Consider the following 20,279-nt stretch of genomic DNA (forward strand, 5'->3'; position numbering starts at 1 on the left):
CACGTTTTTAGGGCATAAAAGATGTCTATGGAAATAGTGAATACAGGTTCTTAAATTACGGCATATAGGGAAAAAAGCTTGCTACCGTTGCTTCTTCCCCCGCCGCGCCCTTGGATGCGTTTCATCATACACCGCCGCCAAATGGTCAAAATCCAGCTTGGTATAAATCTGCGTGCTGGACAAACTCGCGTGCCCCAGCAAATCCTGCACCGCCCGCAAGTCGCGCGATGCTTGCAGCAAATGCCCCGCAAAGCTGTGGCGCAGCATATGCGGCGAAATATGCTGCGGGCTGCCGTGCTGTTGCGCCCAATTATCCAGCCGCTTGGCGATTTGGCGGCTGCCCAAGCGCGTGCCGTGTTGCGTGGTGAACAGCGCGGTTTCGTGTGGCTGCGCGGGGCGTTGCGCCAACCATTGTTGCAACAGCGCAACACTGTTGTGCGTCAGCGGCACTTGCCGTTGCTTATTGCCCTTGCCGTGCACATTCAGCCAGCCCGCGTCCAAATACACATCGTTCAGGTTCAAACTCGCCAGCTCCGCCAGTCGCAAGCCGCTGCCATAAAATAACTCGGCGATGGCTTGGTCGCGCAGCGCAAGCGTGTCATCCGCGGCGGCGGGCTGGTCTAGCAAGGCGTTGATGGTGTCGCGCTCAATCGCGCGGGGCAGGCGTTGCGGCTTTTTTGGTGCTTTGATGTTTTGCACGGGGTTGGTTTTCAGGCTGCCTTGTTGCACCAAATATTCGCCATATTGCCGCCATGCTGACAAGGCGCGGGCTAGGCTGCTGGCGTGCAAACCGCGCTGCGAAAGCTGGCGAAAGGCAGCCTGAAAATCAGAGCGCGTGGGCTGCGCGGTTTCGGGCAGCAAATTGCCCAACTCGCGCAACTCGCGTTCATACGCGGTGAGCGTATGCGGCGAGCGGTTGCGCTGGCGTTGCGCGGTTAAATAGGCTTCAAGCTGGGCAAGAAAGGGGTGCATAACCATCATCCAATCAAAAGCAGCCTGAAAGCGGAAAATGCGTTTTCAGGCTGCCTTTATCTAGCGTGTTAATTCTTCACAAACAAATAACCCAAGCCGCGCACGGTTTGAATCAGCGATGCGTCGCCTAATTTGTGGCGAATGCTGGAAATATGCACATCAATGCTGCGGTCAAATTTCGCCAGCTTGCGGTCCAACGCTTCTTGCGACAGGTTTTCCTTGCTCACCACTTGCCCTGCGTGGCGCATCAGCACTTCCAGCAGGTTAAACTCGGTGCTGGTGAGTTCCAGCATACTGTCGCCCACCATTGCTTGTCGCTTGGATGGGAACAGGGTTACACCGCTGGCAACAATGCTGGCGGATGCGGCGTTGGCATCGGGGTTTTGCTGCGCGCGGCGCAAAATGGCGTTGATGCGTGCCAGCAATTCGCGCGGCTGGCAAGGCTTGGGCACATAATCGTCTGCGCCCATTTCCAAACCGATGATGCGGTCAATGTCGTCACCTTTGGCGGTGAGCATAATCACGGGGATTTTGCTTTGCGCGCGCACGGTTTTGAGCACATCCAAGCCGTTCATCTTTGGCATCATGGAATCCAGCACCACCACGTCGTAGTGGGTGTTGCCCAAGATTTCTTGCACGCCGCTTTCGCCATCGGGCATACGGGTTACATCCAAGCCTTCGGCGGTTAGGTATTCGGTTAAAAGTTCGGTGAGAAGGTCGTCGTCGTCCACCAATAATACTTTGCTGCTCATGTCTTTATCCTTTGTTTAGTGTTAGGAAAATACAACGGTATCTTAACAGTTTTGTTTTTACATTCATAGCTGTTTGTTTACTGTTTTTGCAATTTTTTTCAAACGATACAAGCGTCTTTACAGTTTTCAGGCTGCCTTGGGCGGCGACTTTTTGTCTAATTGGGCGACGGCTCAATGCTGTTGTTGGGTAAGGGGTATAGGACGAATGCTCAAATGGGTTTTCGGTTTAAGTGGTTTTTAGCTTCGCAACTCCGCTTCGCTACGCAGGCTGCCTATTGGCTAAACGTTAAGGCAGCCTGAAACAGCAAAACAAGCAATATTGGGCATGGTTAAACGGTGCGTGGCAAAGCTACCCTACTTGCTTATAGGCAGCCTGAAAACTATTCCGCCTATTCCAACACCTTGCCCGCATTCATCAGCCCCTGCGGGTCTAGCTGCGCTTTAATCGCGCGCATTAGGGCGATTTCGTCTGCGCTGCGAACGTGGGGCAACCAATGTTTTTTCAGGCTGCCTATGCCGTGTTCCGCTGCAATCGTACCGCCTTGCGCCAACACGTTGCGATACACCACCGTGTTTACGGCGTGTTCAAATTGATACACATCGTTGCTGCGGATGGGCAGAAAGGTGTTGTAGTGCAAACTGCCGTCGCCCAAATGTCCAAACATCACGATTTGCATCTCGGGATAGGCGGCGAGTAGCTCGGCATCGCAGGCGGCGGTGAACGCTGCCACGCGCTCAATCGGCATGGCGATGTCGTGTTTGATGTTTGCGCCTAGGCTGCGCTGCGCGGCGGAAATGTGTTCGCGTAATGTCCATAAATCGGCGCGTTCTTGCTGCGATTGCGCGAGCGTGGCGTTTTCGTAGCCCAAGTTGAATAAATATTCCGCCAGCAAATCGCCCAAATCGTCGCGCGGCAGGCTGTCGGTAAGCTCCACAAGGATGTGCCACGGTGCGGCAAGCGGCGCGGTGATGCGGCTGAATTGGGCAGATAGACTCAGCGCAAATTCGCTGATGAGTTCAAAGCTGCACAGCCGTTCGGCAAAATGGTTTTTGATGTGCGACAACAGGGTTACGGCAGCCTGAATGTTGTCCACACCCACCCATGCGGTTGCCACGGCTTGCGGCGGGGCAAAGAGTTTGAGCGTTGCGCCTGTGATGATGCCGAGTGTGCCTTCGCTGCCGATAAACAGATGGCGCGTTTCATAGCCTGTGGTGTTTTTGTGCAACGGCATCAGGTGGTTGAGCAGCTCGCCATTGGGCAGCACCACTTCCAGCCCCAGCACCAAATCGCGCATCGTGCCGTAGCGCAGCACGTTTAAGCCGCCTGCGTTGGTGGCGATGTTGCCGCCGATTTGGCAACTGCCTTCGCTGGCAAGCGACAGCGGGAAAAAGCGTTGATGCGCGGCGGCGGCGGTTTGCACGTTTTGCAGGATGCAGCCCGAATCCACCATTATCGTGTTGTCGGCGAGATTGACGCGGCGGATGCGGTTGAGTTTGCTTAAATTGAGCAGCACGCCGCTTTGCGCCACGCTGCCGCCCACTGTGCCTGTGTTGCCGCCTTGTGGCGTGATGGCGATGCGGTGGGCGGCGCAAAAGCGCACGATTTTTTGCACGCTGTCCACGCTCATCGGCTGCACGACTAGGCTGTTTGCGCTGGTGTAGCGTTTGCGCTGGTCTAGCAAAAAGGGGGCGGGGTCGGCGGGGAACTCGGCGGGGGAAAGGAATTGGGCTAGGTGTTGGCGCAGGGTTTCGGGGGGCATTTTCAGGCTGCCTTGGGGTGTTTACGGGATGGGCGATGGCTGCGGCGATGTAATCTTGTTTTCCATGTGAACAAGGATAATGCGGCGGGTGGGCGTTTGGGGCTGCGCTGGGATGCGTTGCGCTTGTTTTCAGGCTGCCTTTAAGGTGGTTTGCAGGGTTAAACGGTGCGTGGCAAAGCCACATACCCTACTTTTAGATTGTTTGCCATAGGCAGCCTGAAAACAAATTTATGGACTTCTACAAGACTAAAATCACTCAAACGATTGGACAACAATCCACCGTCTTTATTGTGCATCTTGTTTTCAGGCTGCCCCTGATTACTTGCCATAGGCAGCCTGAAAACGAAAATGGAACGGCTCATCGCCAACCGCCTAACCCGTATTCCGCAACCCCTGCGCCACACCGTTAATCGTTTGATGCACCATTTGCAACACGCGCTCGTTGTGCGGCTCTTGGCGCAGCTTGCGCAGCAGGGCAACTTGCAAGCCACCCAGCGCGTTCAAATAGGGAATGCGCAGCGCAAGGCTGCGGGCAAGCGGGCGGTTGTCGGCAAGCAGGGCTTCGGTTTGCAGGATGTCCAGCAGGGCTTTCAGGCTGCGTTGGTATTCGGCTTTGATGGTGGCGAAAATCGCCGCGCCGTGTTCGGCATCTTGGCTCAACGCGGCGTAGTGTTCGGCAAGGATTAAATCGGTTTTCGCCATCACTTGCTCCATGTTAGACAGCATGGCGCGGAAAAATTGGTTTTGCTGGGCGTGCTGTTGCAGGGCGTTCAGGCAGCCTGAATCTTTGGCACACAGCTCTTCCACCGCGCTGCCAAAGCCATACCACGCGGGCAGCATCAGGCGGTTTTGCGTCCACGAGAACACCCACGGAATCGCGCGTAAATCTTGTATCCGCGCCAAAGTTTTGCGGCTGGCGGGGCGGCTGCCCAAGTTCAGGCTGGCAATTTGCTCAATCGGGCTGGTTTGCAAAAAGTAATCAATAAAGCCCTGCCGCGTAATCAGCGCGCGATAGTGGGCAAACGAGCTTTCCGACAGCGCGTTCATCAGCTTCACATCGGGGTCGGGCGTGGCAGGCAGCAACGTGGCTTCCAGTGTGGCGGCGACCAACGCTTCCAGATTGCGGCTGGCGTTGCTGGCATCGCCGTATTTGGCGGTGAGCACTTCGCCTTGCTCGGTGATGCGGATTTGCCCGCCCACGCTGCCCGCAGGCTGCGCCAAAATGGCTTGGTAAGACGGGCCACCGCCGCGCCCCACGCTGCCACCGCGCCCGTGGAACAGGCGGATGCGGATGTTGTGCTGCTGAAACAGGCGCACCAAGCCAATCTCGGCTTGATACAAGCCCCAAGTGCTGCTGATGTAGCCGCCGTCTTTGTTGCTATCGGAATAGCCGAGCATGATTTCTTGGATATTGTCGCGGCTGGCAATCAAGGCGCGATACCAATCGTTGCTAAACAGCGTTTGCATCACAGAAACGGCGTTGGCAAGCGCTTCAATTGTTTCAAACAGCGGCACAATATTGATACGGCTTTCAGGCTGCCCATCGCGCAGCGCGAGCAAGCCCGTTTCTTTTAAGATTAACGCCAGCACAAGCAAATCGCTGGGCTGCTCGCAGTTGGAAATAATGCTTTGCGTGATGGCATCTTCGCCAAACGCTTCCTTGATTTTTCGCGCTTCGTGGAAAATGTCCAACTCGCGCTGCGTCTCTTCGCTGTATGCAATAAACGGCGTGTACAGCGGGCGTTGGTGTTGCAATTCGCGCAGCAACACCGCTTGTTTTTCGTTTTCAGGCAGCCGCAGATAATCTTCCAAATCGGCAGCCTGAAACAGCTCGGCGACCACATGAGCGTGTTTTTCCGCGTGCTGACGCAAGTCCAACGGCATCAAATGAAAACCGCACACCGAAACGGTGCGGATGATGTCGGCAATGCGCCCGTTTGCCAACGCTTCGCTGCGGTTGTCGCGCAACGAATCTTGCAGCGTGTGCAAATCGCGCAAAAATTCCGCCGCATCGGCATACGGCTCGCCCACGCCAAAACGGCAGCCCAACGGCGCGCCCAATTCATGCGCCTTGCCCACCATCCGCGCCATCACATAAGCCACCGCACGGCGATACGGCTCTTCCTGCCGCGCCACTTCCGTATCGGGTGATTTGGCCGACAACACCAACACCCCATCGTTCACATTCACACGGCGAATAGACAACGGCAGTTCCTGATACAGCGCGTCCAATTCGCGGCGATAATGATGAAACGCCGCATTGGCGTGATAACGAAACGCATCGTGCAAGGTCTGCGCTGAAACGAACGGATTGCCATCCCTATCGCCGCCAATCCAGCCACCAATTTTCAACACATTGGGCACCCGAATCTGCGGATAGGCAGCCTGAAAATGCTTTTCCATATCGCGGTAAACACGCGGCAGCGCGCTAAAAAAGCTGCGCGGAAAAATGTTTACCCCATTTTGGATTTCGCTTTGCACGCTCAATTTAAAATGCCGCGTTTCGCTGGTTTGCCACAACGTCAGCAGCACAATATACATCTCGCGCTGCAACTCCGCCAAAGCATCCGCGCTTTTGCACAGCTCGCGGCGCGGCAGCAGCGCGCGAATCTTGCGGTGCGACATCAACGTCGCCTGCCGTTGCACCTCAGTGGGATGCGCGGTCAAAACAGGGCTCACCAGCGTGTGGTCCAACACATCTTGCACCACATCCTGCGCCACCTGCTCCGCTTGCAGCTTGCGCACCGTTTCCGCCATGCTACCATCCTGCGCCGCGCTGCCCTTTTGCTCATGCACCAAACGGCGGCGTTCATGGTGCACATCTTCGGCAATGTTTAAAATTTGCGCAAAAATGCCCACCGCCGTGATTAAATTTTCCGTTTGTTCGTCCGACAAACTGGGCAGCAGCTCGGTGATAATCTTGCTGCTGTCTTGCGCCTTCGCCAAAATTTTCAGCGCATTGACCACAATTTCATCGGCATGGCTTTCCAGCACGGCATACAGTGACGCAGTCATAAATTCCGCATCGGCAACGAGTTCCACATCTTTGGGATTGTTTAACAGAGAAAGTTGCATGGTAGGCTTTCGGTTGAATGCAAAAGATGGGCGATTGTAGCGCGGAACGGCGGGGGTGTTAAGGATAGTTAAGAAAATCAACAAATAAGCAGCCTGAAATGCTGTTTAACGCTCATTCCATCAAGCAATAATATCCGCCTAATATTCATGGCGTTATTTTTGGCAGCGCAAAAACCGCTTGCATCGCCACGCAGATTTTGGTTTAATGCGCGCTTTCGCTAAATGGCGAAAACAATGGGTGATTAGCTCAGTTGGTAGAGCGTCTGCCTTACAAGCAGAATGTCGGCGGTTCGACTCCGTCATCACCCACCAGTTTTGGCAGGTGCTTTAACGGCAGTTGTCATGCGCGGTGGTAGCTCAGTTGGTTAGAGTACCGGCCTGTCACGCCGGTGGTCGCGGGTTCGAGCCCCGTCCACCGCGCCAAAATTTAAACCGTACCCCAATGGGTGCGGTTTTTTTGTGGCTGGGTTTTTGATGTTTGCTGATGCTTTGCGCCATTCTGCCCGTTGGATAATCCAATGGATAAAAGGCAGCCTGAAAACGTATTTCTTGTTTTCAGGCTGCCTTTTTGTGTTGATGTGTGTGTTTCGGTTTTTATGTTTCGGTTCTTATCTTACGCAAGCGATGCGTTTAAAAATGCTTCTAGCTGGGGTTTGGCTAGTGCGCCCACTTTGTTGGCAACATTTTTGCCGTCTTTAAAGATAATCATGGTGGGAATGCCGCGAATGCCAAATTGGGCGGGGATGTTTTGGTTTTCATCCACATTCATTTTGGCGATTTTCATTTTGCCGTCATACTCTTCGGCAAGTTGGTCAAGAATGGGGGCTATCATTTTGCAAGGCCCGCACCAAGGTGCCCAAAAATCCAGCAGCACGGGGATAGAAGATTGCAACACTTCGGCTGCAAAGTTGTCATCGGTTACATGGACAATTTTATCGCTCATTTTGTTTTCCTTATTGGGGGTAGTTAAGGCTGACAAGATAAGGCTTTGCGGATGGGATTTCAAGGGCGATTGTTTTTGGATATTTGCGAAATAGTGTGTTTACGGGTTTCAACCTTGCGCGTTGCGCTGTGGTATACCCCTTTGGCTTTGCATAAGTTCGCATGGCCAAATCAAAGATTTAGATGCTCACTTATACCCAAATCAAAGATTTGGACAAAGGGGCAAGGCTGCCTATTGCATGATGGGCAGCCTGAAAACGGATAATGGATTTCAGGCTGCCTTTGCGAACGGCACTTTCTAAATTATAGATAATATAGATAAGTGTTAAAATGCGTTATCACTCGTTTACAAATCGGAGTTTATTATGTTGTTCGCGGTGCAGTTTGCGATTGTTTTGTTGTGTATTTTGGTGGGGGCGCAAGTGGGTGGCATTGGCTTGGGCGTGTTTGGTGGCTTGGGGTTGGCGGTGCTGACCTTTGGTTTTGGCTTGCAGCCGACTAGCCCGCCGATTGATGTGATGCTGATGATTATGGCGGTGGTGTCGGCGGCGGCGGCGATGCAGGCATCGGGCGGTTTGGATTATATGATTAAGGTGGCAACGCGCATTTTGCGCCGCAATCCCAAGCACATCACGTTTATTGCGCCGATGGTTACTTATTTGTTTACGGTGATGGCGGGCACGGGGCACGTGGCGTATTCGGTGCTGCCTGTGATTGCGGAAGTGAGCCGCCGCAATGGCATTCGCCCTGAGCGTCCGCTATCTATGGCGGTGATTGCGTCGCAATTTGCGATTGTTGCTAGCCCGATTGCGGCGGCGGTGGTGGCTACGGTGGCGTATTTGGAGCCGCAGGGGATTCATTTGGGCGATGTGTTGATGGTTACTGTACCTTCTACCATTTTGGGGATTGGTTTGGCGTGTGTGATTGTGAACAAGATGGGCAAGGAATTGAAGGACGACCCTGAATACCAACGCCGTTTGCAAGACCCTGAATACGCAGCGGAATTTGCAGCGGTGGAAACGGATGCGGACGACAAAATGATAATCGGCAAGAATGCGAAATTATCGCTGGGGATTTTCTTGTCGGCTTCGCTGTTGGTGGTGATTATGGGGATGCTTCCATCGCTGCGCCCTTCGTTTGCGGATGCTTCGGGTGCGATGAAGCCGCTGGGCATGGCGCATACGATTGAGATTGTGATGCTGTCGGCGGGCGCGGCGATTTTGTGGTTCTGCAAACCTGATAACCATGCGGTTACCAAAGGCACGGTGTTCAATGCGGGGATGCGGGCGGTAATTGCAATTTTGGGGATTGCTTGGCTGGGCGACACGTTGATGCACGCGCATATGCCGATGCTGCAAGCAACGGTGTCTGACTTGGTGAAAGCTGCGCCGTGGACGTTTGCTTTGGCGTTGTTTGTGTTTTCGGTGTTGGTGAACAGCCAAGGGGCAACGGTGGCGACGCTGTTTCCCATCGCGATTAAGCTGGGCGTGCCTGCGCCGATTATCATTGGCACGTTTGTGGCGGTAAACGGCTATTTCTTTGTGCCCAACTATGGTCCGATTATTGCGGCGATTGACTTTGATACCACGGGCACAACCAAGATTGGTAAGTTTATTTTTAACCACAGTTTTATGATTCCTGGTTTGTTGAGCATTTTGTTTAGCTTGGTGTTTGAGCTGGCTCTTGCCAAGATGCTTTTGTGATGGGTTGATGAGATGGTTTTCAGGCTGCCTATTGCATGATTAGGCAGCCTGAAAATTATTTTGGGATGATGATATAGGTTTGTTCCAGCAGCATAAGGCAGCCTGAAACGAATAAACAGCGTTTCAGGCTGCCTTACTCGTCTTTCACATCAAACACTTGGCGCAAATAGGCAAGGAAGGTGTTGTTTTGCGTGAGCGTTTTCCCAGGGCTATCGGACAGTTTGGCAACGGATTGCCCATTGCATTCCACCAGCTTCAACACGATGTTCAGCGGCTCGTGTCCCATGTCGTTGGTTAGGTTGGTGCCGATGCCGAAGCTGGTTTTAAAGCGTCCTTTGAAATATTGATGCAAGTCCCATGCGCGTTCCAAATCCAGCCCATCGCTGAATGTGAGCATTTTGCTGCGGCTGTCAATTTTCAGCTTTTGGTAGTGTTTATACGCCTTGTCGCCCCATTCGTAGGGGTCGCCGCTGTCGTGGCGCAAGCCGTCAAACAGTTTGGCGAAGTAAAGGTCAAAATCGCGCAAAAAGGCATCCATGCCCACCACATCGGTGAGCGCGATGCCCAAGTCGCCGCGATATTCGTGCACCCAAGCATCCAGCGCGGCTTTTTGAAAATCGCGCAGCCGCACATCAAGAGATTGAAATGCCTGCAAAAATTCGTGTGCCATCGTGCCGATGGGTGTGATGCCGAGTTCGCGGGCAAGAAATACGTTGCTGGTGCCGCGCACGATTTCGGGGGCAGCCTGAACAAAGGTTTTCAGCACATAACGTTGCCATGCAAGGTTGTAGCGGCGGCGCGTGCCAAAATCAAACACCAAAAACGGCGGCGCATCAGGATGCTGCAATATGTTGTATTTTTTGAGCAATTTGACTTTGTCTTGCAAACGGCGTTCGCCTTCTTCCAGCACGGCGGGCGTTTCTAGGCGGCGGAAATACAGCTCGTTCACAATCGCCAAAATGTAAATCTCAAAAAACATGGCTTGGATAACGGGGCCTTCAATGCGGATGTTGAGCCGCCCTTGTTCGTCGCCCCAAATTTGCACAAAGCGGCGTTTGAGTTGGAATAATTCCAAATAATCCACAAAATCGGATTTGATAAAGCGCAAGCCGCGCAAATAGACCAGCTCGCCTTGGCTCAGGCGCAGTTCACACAGCGCGTTGAGCTCTTGTTCCAGCTCGGGGATGATGTCGGCAAGCGGATAAACGGTTTGGGCGTTGCGACAGCGAAATTCATACACGCCATGCGCTTGGGGGAAGCGGTGTAGCACCACTTGCAGCATGGTGAATTTGTATAAATCGGTGTCCAGCAGGGATTGAATAATGGGCATGATAACGCCTCTTATTTGGGAGAAAGCGGGGATTGTAATGGATTATGCTGGCGATGGCTGGGATTTGTTGCGCCGTTTTGTTTTTCAGGCTGCTTTTCAGGCTGCCTTAATACGCACCATAGGCAGCCTGAAACCGTGTGCGGAGAATGTGAGCCAAGCCAAACCGCCCACCCTTTCCCCTGCCTTGCAAACAATGATAAAGTTACGCCCTTTCAAATCCATTCAACCACGGCATTATTGGGATAGCTGCTCGCTATTCCCGCCAGCAATCAAGAGAACAACCATGCAACGCACCACTCAAACCCTTATCGCGCTTGCCCTAGCCTGGGCTTTCGCAGGCAACCTACACGCCGCGCCCACATCCAGCAGCCGCATCTATCGCCCTGCGCAAAAATACAAACTCAGCAAAGAAGAACGCGCCCAAGCAGACCAACGCCTGATGCAAATCAGCAAGCGCAGCCAAGACTTGTTTGCCCTGTCTTCCGCCGAAATGGCACTCACCAAAGGCGATGTGAAATCCGCCATCGGCTTGTATATCTACACGCTCAATCAAACCAAAAGCTCCGATGTTGCCGAACGCGCAATGGACATCGCCATAGAAACGCACAACTACCCCATCGCCGAAGCCATTTATCAAGAATGGCGCAAAATTGAACCCAACCCCAGCGCGGCGCAAAAACGCCTTGCATGGGTGCGCGCCCTTGCGCTGGGCGACACCGCCACCATTGTGGGCACGCTCAAAGAAACCCTAGCCAGCGCCGATGAAGCGCAACGCAGCCGCGCCTTTCTGCTGCTTGCCCAAGCCGCCCTATCCAAAAACGACCTGCTGGTGCAAGGCAAAACCGTTGTCCACGAAGCCGCCCAGCAATATCCCGACCTGCCCGAAGCCGCCGTTGCCGATATTTTCTTTAACAGCGGCGATGAAAACATCGTCATCAACGCCTTGCAACGCCTTGCCCAGCACGATGCCGAAATCTCGCCGCCCACCCAGCTTACTTTGCAAGTGATTGTGCAAAACCACCCCAAAGTGCTGACCAAATTCTTTGAAAAAACCGACCTAAACAACCTATCGCCCGTATGGCAACAGCTTGAAATTGAAAGCCTTATCCACAACGGCGACTACCGCAAAGCCCAGCACAAGCTAGACAAGCTGATTGAAAACGACCCCAAAGCCGAATTTTATTTTCAGGCTGCCAAACTAGCGAACAAACGCAATCCCAAAAAAACAGACGACATCGCGCGAAACTTCACCAAAGCCTATCAAATCGGCACATCCGAGCAAAAAGCCTTTGCCGCACTATCGCTTGCCCTGCTGCACGCCAGCCATAAAAACTACGCCCAAGCCGAGCAATGGGCGCAAAAGCTAGACCAAAGCGACTACATCACCGACCGCGAAGCCCTGCTCGCCAGCCTAGCCAGCGAACAAAAAAATTGGCCCGTTGCCTATCAACACGCCAAAGCCGCCCTAGACAGCCAAACCACCAGCAAAAACCCCATTTTCAACCACCAAGAAATCGTCAGCCTATACGCCTACACCCTGACCCAATCGCGCCCGCCCGAGCAAGCCCTTGCCGAAATCAACCAACAAATCGCGCAAATAGACAAGCAAAAATCCAGCCCCACCTACGCCAGCGACCGCTCATCGCTTATCTACCAACGCGGCTTGCTGTATGCCGACAAGCTGGGGCAGCCTGAAAAAGCCGTTGCCGACTTCCGCACCTATCTCATCCACAACCCCGACAGCGCGCAAGGGCAAAACGCCCTTGGCTACAATCTGCTAGGCTTGGGCAAAGAACACCTGCCCGAAGCCCTAACCCTGATTGCCACCGCCTACAAAAAAGAACCCAACAACCCCCAAATCGCCGACAGCATGGGCTGGGCATACTACCAAAACGGCGAATACCAAAAAGCCCAAACCATCCTTGCCCAAGCCTATGACAAAGACCAAGATGCCGAAGTGGGCTCACACCTTGGCGCAGCACTTTGGCAGTTAGGCAAACAACACCAAGCCAAAAAAATCTGGCAAGCCAGTTGGCAAAAAGAAGCCAGCAATCCCTCGCTGCAAAAAATTCTGAAAGAATTTAATGTTAGCTTTGAGAAATAAATTTCAGGCTGCCTATTGGGTTGAGATAAACGGGTAAACCCATGCGATGCAACGCTTAAAGGCAGCCTGAAACACACTTCAACAAAATTCAAACCCCAAAGGCAGCCTGAAAACATAAATAGCCTAGCTAAACCCCTTTTCAGGCTGCCTACTCCCCCCCAAAAAAATCCCCACCATGAACAAAATCAAAACCCTTATTCCCCTAACCCTTGCCCTAATCCTAACCGCCTGCCAAACCCACACCAGCCCAAGCGCATGGCAGATGCCCAAGCAAAACCAAAACTTTACCGCCACAGGGCGGCTCAGCGTCAAACAAAACGACAAAGGCAGCTACGGCAACTTTGACTGGACACGCACCCCCGCCGTAGAAACCATCAACATCAACACCCCGCTGGGCAACACCATCGGGCAACTCTGCCAAGACCCCAAAGGCGTGATTGCCACCGATGCCAACGGCAAAACCTACCAAGCCGCCACCCCCGAGCAACTCAGCCAACAACTGCTCGGCTACCAAATCCCCATCCAATACCTGCACACATGGGCAAACGGCGCATACCTGCCCAACCAACCACACAGCACCGAAGCCGACGGCAGCCTAACCCAACTGGGCTGGAACATCAGCCGCACCACCCACGCAGACGGCACACCCCACATTCTGCAACTCAAAAACAACCAACTCACCATCCGCATGGTCATCAGCGAAATCACCCCCACCAGCGACACCCCCGCCTACTGCACCGCCCGCCAAATTTAGCTCATCCAACCCATAGACAGCCTGAAAACCCACAAACGCCGTCATTCCCGCGCAGGCGGGAATCTTAGGTATTGCTAAGCAACAAATTGTTTTTACAACAATTTTTAAATACCAAACAAGATTACCGCCTACGCGGGAATGACGGCATTTCTTATTTTTCAGGCTGCCTTTGAGATTTCGCAAAGATTTCAGGCTGCCTATTCCCACCCAGAAAGCCCACCATGCCCCCCCCCCATCTCCCCCACTACCCCGCCCCCGCCAAACTCAACCTAGACCTACGCATCATCCGCCAACGCCCAGACGGCTACCACGACATAGAAAGCATCTTCACCCTGATTAACCTTGCCGACACCCTTGCCATCGCCCCCCGCCACGACAACCAACTCATTCTCCACACCCCCACCCCCAACGTCCCCCCCGCCCAAGACCTGACCATCCGCGCCGCCCAAGCCCTGCGCCAAGCCGCCCAAGGCAGCCTGAAAGCCAACAAAACCCCACTTGGCGCAGACATCTGGCTACACAAAACCATTCCCATGGGCGGCGGGCTCGGCGGCGGCAGCTCCAACGCCGCCACCGTCCTGCTCGTGCTCAACCACCTATGGCAACGCCATTTCAGCCCAGAACAACTCATCCAAATCGCCACTCCGCTCGGCGCAGATGTCCCCTTTTTCATCTACGGGCAAACCGCCTTCGCACGCGGCATCGGCGAACAACTGCAACCCATCGCCATCCCACCGCAACACTACGTTCTCGTCCGCCCCAACGCCCACATCCCCACCGCCCAAATCTTCCAACACCCCAAGCTCCCCCGCAACAGCCCCAGCACCCCCAACCCCAGCTACGCCGCCCTGCAACCCCTGCGCAACGACATGCAAAACATCGTCCTGCAAAACTACCCCGCCGTTGCCACCGCCTACCGCCAACTGCAAGCCTACGGCACCCCCCAGCTCACAGGCTCAGGCGCGTGCCTATTCCTGCCCACCGACACCCTAGCCGCCGCCCAACACATCCAAAGCCAGCTCCCCACCAGCCTAGAAAGCTGGGCAGTCAGCCCTCTGCCCATCCACCCACTAAAAACATATTTCCAAAAATAAACAAGCCACTACCCACAACCCACCCCCGCCATCTTGACAAACCTACACCAACACACCATAATCCGCGCTTTCATTTTTTCAACAGAATGAAACCGTTGGGGAGTCGTCAAGCGGTTAAGACACTGGATTTTGATTCCAGCATGCGAAGGTTCGAATCCTTCCTCCCCAGCCAACCAATCTCCTTTTGTTAAAAATAAATGGGGAGTCGTCAAGCGGTTAAGACACTGGATTTTGATTCCAGCATGCGAAGGTTCGAATCCTTCCTCCCCAGCCAAAATTAAGCGCGTATAGGCAACTATATGCGCTTAACCCATTTTCAGGCAGTCTGAAAACCCAATTTGCCCCATCCAACGTTTACGGAAAATTAACAAAACTAACAAAGCCTAACCCGATTCGCGTATAATACCCGCGCTCATCCGAGCAAGTAATCCCAACTGTAAAAAGGAAGCACCATGTTTCCTAATCCAACCCAAACCGCAGGTGAAGAAATGGCTTTTGACAGTTTAATGGTATTCACAGGCAACGCGAACCCCGAGCTAGCGCATCGCGTCGCCAAACACTTGGATACACCCCTAGGCAACGCATCCGTAACCAAATTTTCAGACGGCGAAAGCGCTGTTGAGTTGCTGGAAAACGTGCGCGGGCGAGACGTATTTATCTTGCAGCCCACTTGCGCCCCCACCAACGACAACCTAATGGAAATTCTCACCATGGCAGACGCGCTCAAACGCGCTTCCGCCGCACGGATTACCGCAGCCATCCCCTATTTTGGCTACGCCCGTCAAGACCGCCGCCCCCGCAGCGCGCGTGTGCCCATTTCCGCCAAATTGGTTGCCAATATGCTTGCCACCGCAGGCATAGACCGCGTTCTAACCGTTGATTTGCACGCAGACCAAATTCAAGGCTTCTTTGATATTCCTGTGGACAACATCTACGCCACTCCTATTTTGACGCATGACGCATCCAGACAGCATTTTGAAAATCTGATTGTGGTCAGCCCCGATATTGGCGGTGTGGTTCGCGCCCGCGCCGTCGCCAAAATCCTGAACTGCGATTTGGCGATTATTGACAAACGCCGTCCCAAAGCCAATATCGCCGAAGTGATGAACATCATCGGCGATGTGTCAGGCAAAACCTGCTTGATGGTGGACGACATGATTGATACGGCAAACACCTTGTGCAAAGCCGCATCCGCGCTAAAAGAGCGCGGCGCAGAGCGTGTGTTAGCCTACGCCACCCACCCCGTCTTCTCGGGCGCGGCGATTGAGCGTTTGGATTCATCCGACATTGACCAAGTGGTCGTAACCGATTCCATTCCGCTTGCCGATGCCGCACGCACCAGCAGCCGCATCCGCCAAGTGAGCATCGCGGGCTTGTTGGCAGAAACCATCCGCCGCATCAGCAATGAAGAATCGGTTTCGTATCTGTTTAATGAAGAATTAGTTCAACCGGGGTCGTTGTTTTTGCCCAGTTGAATAACCCCAGTTAGGGCAGCCTGAAAGCCTTAATCATTGTTTCAGGCTGCCTTAATCTGTTAAGCCAAAACCTGTATTCACTATTTGCATAGGGATACTAGATTATTAGGTTTAACCCACCGCAGAGTTGGTCGCAGCTCGGTAGCGGTTTTATTTTTTAACTTTTATTTTTAAGGATTGACCATGTCTATTCAAATTCAAGCAACTGTTCGTGAAACGCAAGGTACGGGTGCGAGCCGCCGTCTGCGTAAAGAAGGTTTGGTGCCTGCCGTGGTATACGGCGTGGGCGAAGCGCAAGCGATTGCGGTGGACCACAAACAAATGTTCTACGCGCTGGAAAAAGAAGCGTTTTTTACTCAACTGTTGAAATTGAACATCAACGGCAAAGAGCAAGATGTGATTGTACGCGATTACCAAATGCACCCTGTTAAACGCCAAGTGCAACACATTGATTTCCAAGCGGTAAACGTAAACGAGCCTATCCGTATGCGCATTCCTGTGCACATTGTGAACGCAGAAAAATCCAAAGCGGTGAAATTGCAAAGCGGTCGCGTGGCTTTGTTGGCAACTGTGGTGGATGTGATTGTTGACCCCAAAAACATTCCTGCGGCGATTGAGCTGGATTGCGAAAACGTGGTGGCGGGCGACATTCTGCACTTGTCTGATTTGAAACTCCCCGAAGGTGTGCAAAGCGTGGCGTTGAAACGCGGCAGCAACTTGGCGATTGCCAATGTGAGCGGCAAAAAAGGCGCGTAATTAAACGCATTGCGCTGTACGCATAAAAGGCAGCCTGAAAACGTGAAATCGCGTTTTCAGGCTGCCTTTTTGTATAGTTGATGAAGTTATTTTTAAGACAAGGCGGCGAGCGGCAGACAGTACAAATAGTACGGCAAGGCGAGCCAACGCAGTATTAAAAGATCAATTCATCAACTATATTCGTATTCAGCTATCGGTTGGCATGATGCGCTGCGCTGGGTTTTCAGGCTGCACGGGGAACGCCACCAATTTGCGCAGCCGCCGCTGTTGTCGCCAAACATGCCACGCCAGCAGCACCAAAAAAGGCTGGCAGGCAGCAACAATCAAATAGCGCAGTTGGCTGTTGTCAATATGGAACTTACCTTGCAGCGCGTTGGCGATGGCCCAGCCCCACAGCCACACGGACGGCAGAGCAAAGGAAAACACTATCAGCATGGCACTCACGCGCGGGATGGTGAACGCGAGCTTGTAGCCGTGGCTGCCGAGCCGTTGCATTTTGAACAGCAACAAAATGGACAAAATAACCAGCAACGCCATGCCGCCGTTCACCAACACTTGTATCCAGCCAAAGGCAAATTCGGGCGAGATGGGCAAGCCGTCTTTGGGGGCGGGCGCGGCGGTGGGCAGCAGCGCGTTTTTGATGTTGAGCGCAACATTCCACAGCAAATCCAGCATCACAATCCATGCGGCGAGGCGTTTTATCATGTTTGTTCCCGTTTTCAGGCTGCCAAAAGGAGGGGCATTCTAGCATTGTTGGGCGCGGGGAAACAGGGCAAGGCAGCCTGAAACGGATGTGCAATGGGCGTGTGAACACGTTTTCAGGCTGCCTTGGTATGAAGCAAGGGCAGCCTGAAATCCAAAATGGAGCGGCGATGGCTCGTCGCCAAATAGTTGATTTAACGTGGTTTCGTTGATTAACAAAATGTCGGCGAGCCGCCGACGCTCCATCGGTTACAGATTTAGTAAAGGTTTTAGCCTGAAATAGATGCGCAATGGGTGTGAACACGTTTTCAGGCTGCCTTGGTATAAATAAGCAAGGGCAGCCTGAAATCCAAAATGGCTGGTCGCCAAATGACGCATTCAATCGAATTTTACGAGTTGGCAGGTTTGTCAAAGATTTCAGGCTGCCTTGGATAAGCGCACCCCCAACCCATTTATAGATGCAGGCAGCCTGAAACCTGATTACAATAGCGTTTTTTCATTTTTTAAGGACGACATCATGGCTTTTCGCCGCCGCAACCCCGAACAATCTTTGCCCGTTGATGATGAGAAATGGGCGCAAACCACGCTGAAAGACGTGCTGTTTGCTGCGTACCAAGAGCAGCGGCGGGCGCGGCTGTGGCGCAATATTTGGCGCGGCATTGGCGTGTTGATTTTCTTGGCAATTTTGGCAGGTGCGCGCGGCGGCAATAACGGAGCGCACCCCAACGGCACGGCGAGCAAGTTTGCCAATACGCAAAAACCGCACACGGCGGTGGTCAACCTAAAAGGCGTGATTGGCGGCAACGATGAGCACGACCAAGTAACAATTCTGCGCGAGGGCATGGAAGCCGCGTATAAAAACGCCAATGTGAAAGCAATTTTGCTGCGCGCCAACAGCCCTGGGGGTTCGCCTGTGGTGTCCAATATCGCGTTTGAAGAAATCCGCCGCATGAAGCGGGAACACGCCAATATTCCTGTTTATGTGGTGGCGGAAGATGTGTGCGCTTCGGGCTGCTACTACATCGCGGCGGCGGCGGATAAGATTTACGCCGACCCATCCAGCCTGATGGGCAGCATCGGCGTGATTGGCAGCAGCTTTGACGTAACCGAGTTGATGCAAAAAATTGGCGTAAAACGCCGCGTGCGCATCGCGGGCGACAACAAAGGCATGGGCGACCCGTTTACGCCCGAAACGCCCGAGCAACAAGCGATTTTCCAGCAAATGCTTGACCAAGTGCACGCCGAATTTATCAAATCGGTGCGCGAAGGGCGCAATGGCAAGCTGAACGAAAAGGATTATCCCGATTTGTTTAGCGGGCGCGTATTCACAGGCATTGAAGCGAAAAAAGCAGGCTTGGTGGACGATTTGGGCAATGTGTATAGCGTGGCGCGGGATGTGGTGAAAGCACCCGATTTGGTGGACTACACGCCCGAAAACAACGATTTGGCTTCGCTGTTGCAACGCGGCTTGGGGGCGAATGTGCAGTCTAAATTGGAAGGCTTGTTGCAACAGGGGTGGTGAATAGGGTTTCAAGCTGCCTTTGGGTGTTGTTACAACCCCATAAGCAGCCTGAAAAGAATAGGGAAACACGTTATCTTGGATGGCGTGTTTTTTGTTTTCATGCTGCCTTAATGCTCAAAGGCAGCCTGAAACCGTTTTACAACACCTTCACAATACACTCGCACAAATAGCGAATATTCGCATCGGTAATCCCCGCCACGTTAATCCGCCCGCTGCGCACGGCGTAGATGGCAAATTCGTCGCGCAATCTGTCCACTTGCTCCGCCGTTAAGCCGCTAAATGAGAACATACCGTTTTGACGCACGATAAAGCTGAAATCTTGTTTTGCGCCATACTCTTGCAGCAAGTCCACAAATTTTTGCCGTATGGCTTTGATGCGGGCGCGCATTTCGTCTAGCTCGGCAATCCATTGCGCTTTGAGTTCCGCGTCTTGCAACACCATGGCGACGGTTGTGCCGCCGTGCGATGCGGGGTTGGAATACAGCGTGCGTATGATGACTTTCACTTGGCTAAACGCGTGGGCGGCGGCTTCTTCGCTATCCGCCACCAGCGTGAACGCGCCCACACGCTCGTTGTACATACCAAAATTTTTGGAATACGAGCTGGCAATCAGCACTTCGCGGTTGTGTTGCAGGAACACGCGCAAGCCGAAAGCGTCTTCGTCCAAGCCGTTGGCAAAGCCTTGATAGGCGAAGTCAAACAGCGGCAGCCAGCCTTTTTCGGCGGACATTTTTGCCAGCGTTGCCCATTGCTCAGGGGTGGGGTCTATGCCTGTGGGGTTGTGGCAGCAGCCGTGCAACAGCACCACGTCGCCCGCTTGCGCTTGGGCTAAATCGGCAATCATGCCGTCCCAATCCAGCGCGTGCGCGGCGGAGTCGTAGTAGCGGTAGTCGCGGATATGGATGCCTACGGCTTTGAAAATGGCGTTGTGGTTGGGCCATGTGGGCGCGGAAATCCACACGTTTTGCGCGGCGGTGTGGCGTTTGATAAATTCGGCGGCGACGCGCAATGCACCTGTGCCGCCTAGGCTTTGCGCGGTTTTGGCGCGGCTGCTGGTGATGATTTTGTGTTCTGCGCCAAACAGCAATGCTTGCGTGGCGGCGTTGTAGGCGGCTACGCCATCTATGCCAAGGTAGTTTTTGCTGTTTTCGCTGGCGAGCAGGCGGGTTTCGGCGGCTTTGACGGCGCGGAGAATGGGGGTTTGCCCATCGGCATCTCTATACACGCCGATGCCGAGATTGACTTTTTTGGCGCGGGTTTCTGCTTTGAAGGCTTCGCCCAAGCCGAGAATGGGGTCGGCGGGGGCGGCGGGGATTTGGTCAAAAAACATGGGGGAGT

General features: G+C 53.5%; 20 protein-coding genes and 4 tRNA genes. 13 read left to right on the plus strand and 11 right to left on the minus strand.

The features are described from left to right. Positions 1-81: 81 nt before the first annotated feature. From Q4A85_RS09510 to Q4A85_RS09520, 3 genes are all read right to left on the minus strand, one after another. A complete protein-coding gene (locus tag Q4A85_RS09510; RefSeq protein ID WP_303109790.1) occupies positions 82-972 on the minus strand; it encodes a tyrosine-type recombinase/integrase in 891 nt (296 codons plus the stop codon). Between the two features lie 68 nt (positions 973-1,040). Next, a complete protein-coding gene (locus Q4A85_RS09515; RefSeq protein ID WP_303109792.1) occupies positions 1,041-1,724 on the minus strand; it encodes a response regulator transcription factor in 684 nt (227 codons plus the stop codon). 389 nt (positions 1,725-2,113) lie between these two features. Further along, positions 2,114-3,484, minus strand: a complete 1,371-nt coding sequence (locus Q4A85_RS09520) for an FAD-binding oxidoreductase (RefSeq protein WP_303109794.1) — start codon at positions 3,482-3,484, stop codon at positions 2,114-2,116. A 12-nt stretch (positions 3,485-3,496) separates the two neighbouring features. Here Q4A85_RS09520 and Q4A85_RS09525 point away from each other — a divergent pair, with 12 nt between their 5' ends. Then, positions 3,497-3,628 carry a hypothetical protein gene (locus Q4A85_RS09525; protein WP_303109796.1) on the plus strand — a complete coding sequence of 44 codons (132 nt, stop codon included), beginning with the start codon at positions 3,497-3,499 and terminating at the stop codon, positions 3,626-3,628. Positions 3,629-3,642: 14 nt separating this feature from the next. On the opposite strand, the gene Q4A85_RS09530 is transcribed toward Q4A85_RS09525, so the two are convergent. Together Q4A85_RS09530 and ppc are read right to left on the minus strand one after the other, a co-directional pair. Then, entirely contained in the window at positions 3,643-3,846 is a 204-nt protein-coding gene (locus Q4A85_RS09530) for a hypothetical protein (protein WP_303109797.1), read from the minus strand. A gap of 10 nt (positions 3,847-3,856) precedes the next feature. Beyond that, on the minus strand, positions 3,857-6,559 hold the full coding sequence (gene ppc, locus Q4A85_RS09535) for a phosphoenolpyruvate carboxylase (protein WP_303109799.1): 2,703 nt from the start codon (positions 6,557-6,559) through the stop codon (positions 3,857-3,859). Between the two features lie 236 nt (positions 6,560-6,795). On the opposite strand from ppc, the gene Q4A85_RS09540 reads away from it, so the two are divergent. Together Q4A85_RS09540 and Q4A85_RS09545 are read left to right on the plus strand one after the other, a co-directional pair. Next, positions 6,796-6,871, plus strand: a tRNA-Val gene (locus Q4A85_RS09540). Positions 6,872-6,905: 34 nt separating this feature from the next. Continuing rightward, positions 6,906-6,982, plus strand: a tRNA-Asp gene (locus Q4A85_RS09545). A gap of 190 nt (positions 6,983-7,172) precedes the next feature. Here Q4A85_RS09545 and trxA read toward each other — a convergent pair. Further along, a complete protein-coding gene (gene trxA / locus Q4A85_RS09550; protein ID WP_303109802.1) occupies positions 7,173-7,502 on the minus strand; it encodes a thioredoxin TrxA in 330 nt (109 codons plus the stop codon). A gap of 364 nt (positions 7,503-7,866) precedes the next feature. On the opposite strand from trxA, the gene Q4A85_RS09555 reads away from it, so the two are divergent. After that, positions 7,867-9,204, plus strand: coding sequence for an anaerobic C4-dicarboxylate transporter family protein (locus Q4A85_RS09555; RefSeq protein WP_303109804.1), 1,338 nt, complete (start codon positions 7,867-7,869; stop codon positions 9,202-9,204). A 133-nt stretch (positions 9,205-9,337) separates the two neighbouring features. Here the strand turns inward: Q4A85_RS09555 and pncB are convergent, their stop codons facing one another. After that, positions 9,338-10,537 carry a nicotinate phosphoribosyltransferase gene (pncB, locus tag Q4A85_RS09560; protein ID WP_303109835.1) on the minus strand — a complete coding sequence of 400 codons (1,200 nt, stop codon included), beginning with the start codon at positions 10,535-10,537 and terminating at the stop codon, positions 9,338-9,340. Between pncB and Q4A85_RS09565 the strand changes: the two genes are divergently transcribed. The 8 genes from Q4A85_RS09565 to Q4A85_RS09600 all read left to right on the plus strand — a co-directional run bounded on the left by Q4A85_RS09565 (position 10,533) and on the right by Q4A85_RS09600 (position 16,717). Further along, entirely contained in the window at positions 10,533-12,638 is a 2,106-nt protein-coding gene (locus tag Q4A85_RS09565; RefSeq protein ID WP_303109806.1) for a tetratricopeptide repeat protein, read from the plus strand. The genes pncB and Q4A85_RS09565 overlap by 5 nt on opposite strands. 175 nt (positions 12,639-12,813) lie before the next feature. After that, on the plus strand, positions 12,814-13,392 hold the full coding sequence (locus Q4A85_RS09570) for an outer membrane lipoprotein LolB (protein WP_303109808.1): 579 nt from the start codon (positions 12,814-12,816) through the stop codon (positions 13,390-13,392). Between the two features lie 138 nt (positions 13,393-13,530). After that, complete coding sequence (locus Q4A85_RS09575) at positions 13,531-13,665, plus strand: hypothetical protein (RefSeq protein WP_303109810.1); 135 nt, start codon at positions 13,531-13,533, stop codon at positions 13,663-13,665. After that, positions 13,614-14,486 (plus strand): 4-(cytidine 5'-diphospho)-2-C-methyl-D-erythritol kinase, encoded by an 873-nt coding sequence (ispE, locus tag Q4A85_RS09580; RefSeq protein WP_303109811.1) that lies wholly within the window; start codon positions 13,614-13,616, stop codon positions 14,484-14,486. The genes Q4A85_RS09575 and ispE overlap by 52 nt, the downstream gene beginning before the upstream one ends. A gap of 96 nt (positions 14,487-14,582) precedes the next feature. Continuing rightward, positions 14,583-14,658: transfer RNA gene (locus tag Q4A85_RS09585), tRNA-Gln, on the plus strand. A 26-nt stretch (positions 14,659-14,684) separates the two neighbouring features. Then, positions 14,685-14,760 (plus strand) — tRNA-Gln (locus tag Q4A85_RS09590). A 214-nt stretch (positions 14,761-14,974) separates the two neighbouring features. Beyond that, the gene (locus tag Q4A85_RS09595) at positions 14,975-15,961 is read left to right on the plus strand and encodes a ribose-phosphate pyrophosphokinase (protein WP_303109837.1); all 987 of its coding nucleotides are present in this window, start codon (positions 14,975-14,977) and stop codon (positions 15,959-15,961) included. A gap of 183 nt (positions 15,962-16,144) precedes the next feature. Further along, on the plus strand, positions 16,145-16,717 hold the full coding sequence (locus tag Q4A85_RS09600) for a 50S ribosomal protein L25/general stress protein Ctc (RefSeq protein WP_303109813.1): 573 nt from the start codon (positions 16,145-16,147) through the stop codon (positions 16,715-16,717). A gap of 186 nt (positions 16,718-16,903) precedes the next feature. Here Q4A85_RS09600 and Q4A85_RS09605 read toward each other — a convergent pair whose 3' ends face one another. From Q4A85_RS09605 to Q4A85_RS09615, 3 genes are read right to left on the minus strand one after another with little or no spacing between them, the layout of a single operon-like run. Next, complete coding sequence (locus Q4A85_RS09605) at positions 16,904-17,422, minus strand: hypothetical protein (protein WP_303109815.1); 519 nt, start codon at positions 17,420-17,422, stop codon at positions 16,904-16,906. 39 nt (positions 17,423-17,461) lie between these two features. Then, positions 17,462-17,665 carry a hypothetical protein gene (locus Q4A85_RS09610; RefSeq protein WP_303109817.1) on the minus strand — a complete coding sequence of 68 codons (204 nt, stop codon included), beginning with the start codon at positions 17,663-17,665 and terminating at the stop codon, positions 17,462-17,464. A 3-nt stretch (positions 17,666-17,668) separates the two neighbouring features. Next, entirely contained in the window at positions 17,669-17,797 is a 129-nt protein-coding gene (locus tag Q4A85_RS09615) for a hypothetical protein (RefSeq protein WP_303109819.1), read from the minus strand. A 139-nt stretch (positions 17,798-17,936) separates the two neighbouring features. Here Q4A85_RS09615 and sppA point away from each other — a divergent pair, with 139 nt between their 5' ends. Continuing rightward, on the plus strand, positions 17,937-18,941 hold the full coding sequence (gene sppA, locus Q4A85_RS09620; protein WP_303109821.1) for a signal peptide peptidase SppA: 1,005 nt from the start codon (positions 17,937-17,939) through the stop codon (positions 18,939-18,941). 136 nt (positions 18,942-19,077) lie between these two features. On the opposite strand, the gene Q4A85_RS09625 is transcribed toward sppA, so the two are convergent. Further along, positions 19,078-20,271 carry an amino acid aminotransferase gene (locus Q4A85_RS09625; protein WP_303109823.1) on the minus strand — a complete coding sequence of 398 codons (1,194 nt, stop codon included), beginning with the start codon at positions 20,269-20,271 and terminating at the stop codon, positions 19,078-19,080. Between the last annotated feature and the right edge of the window lie 8 nt (positions 20,272-20,279).

This window comes from Kingella sp. (in: b-proteobacteria), assembly GCF_030527935.1.
In the GTDB taxonomy this organism is placed as follows: domain Bacteria; phylum Pseudomonadota; class Gammaproteobacteria; order Burkholderiales; family Neisseriaceae; genus Kingella_B.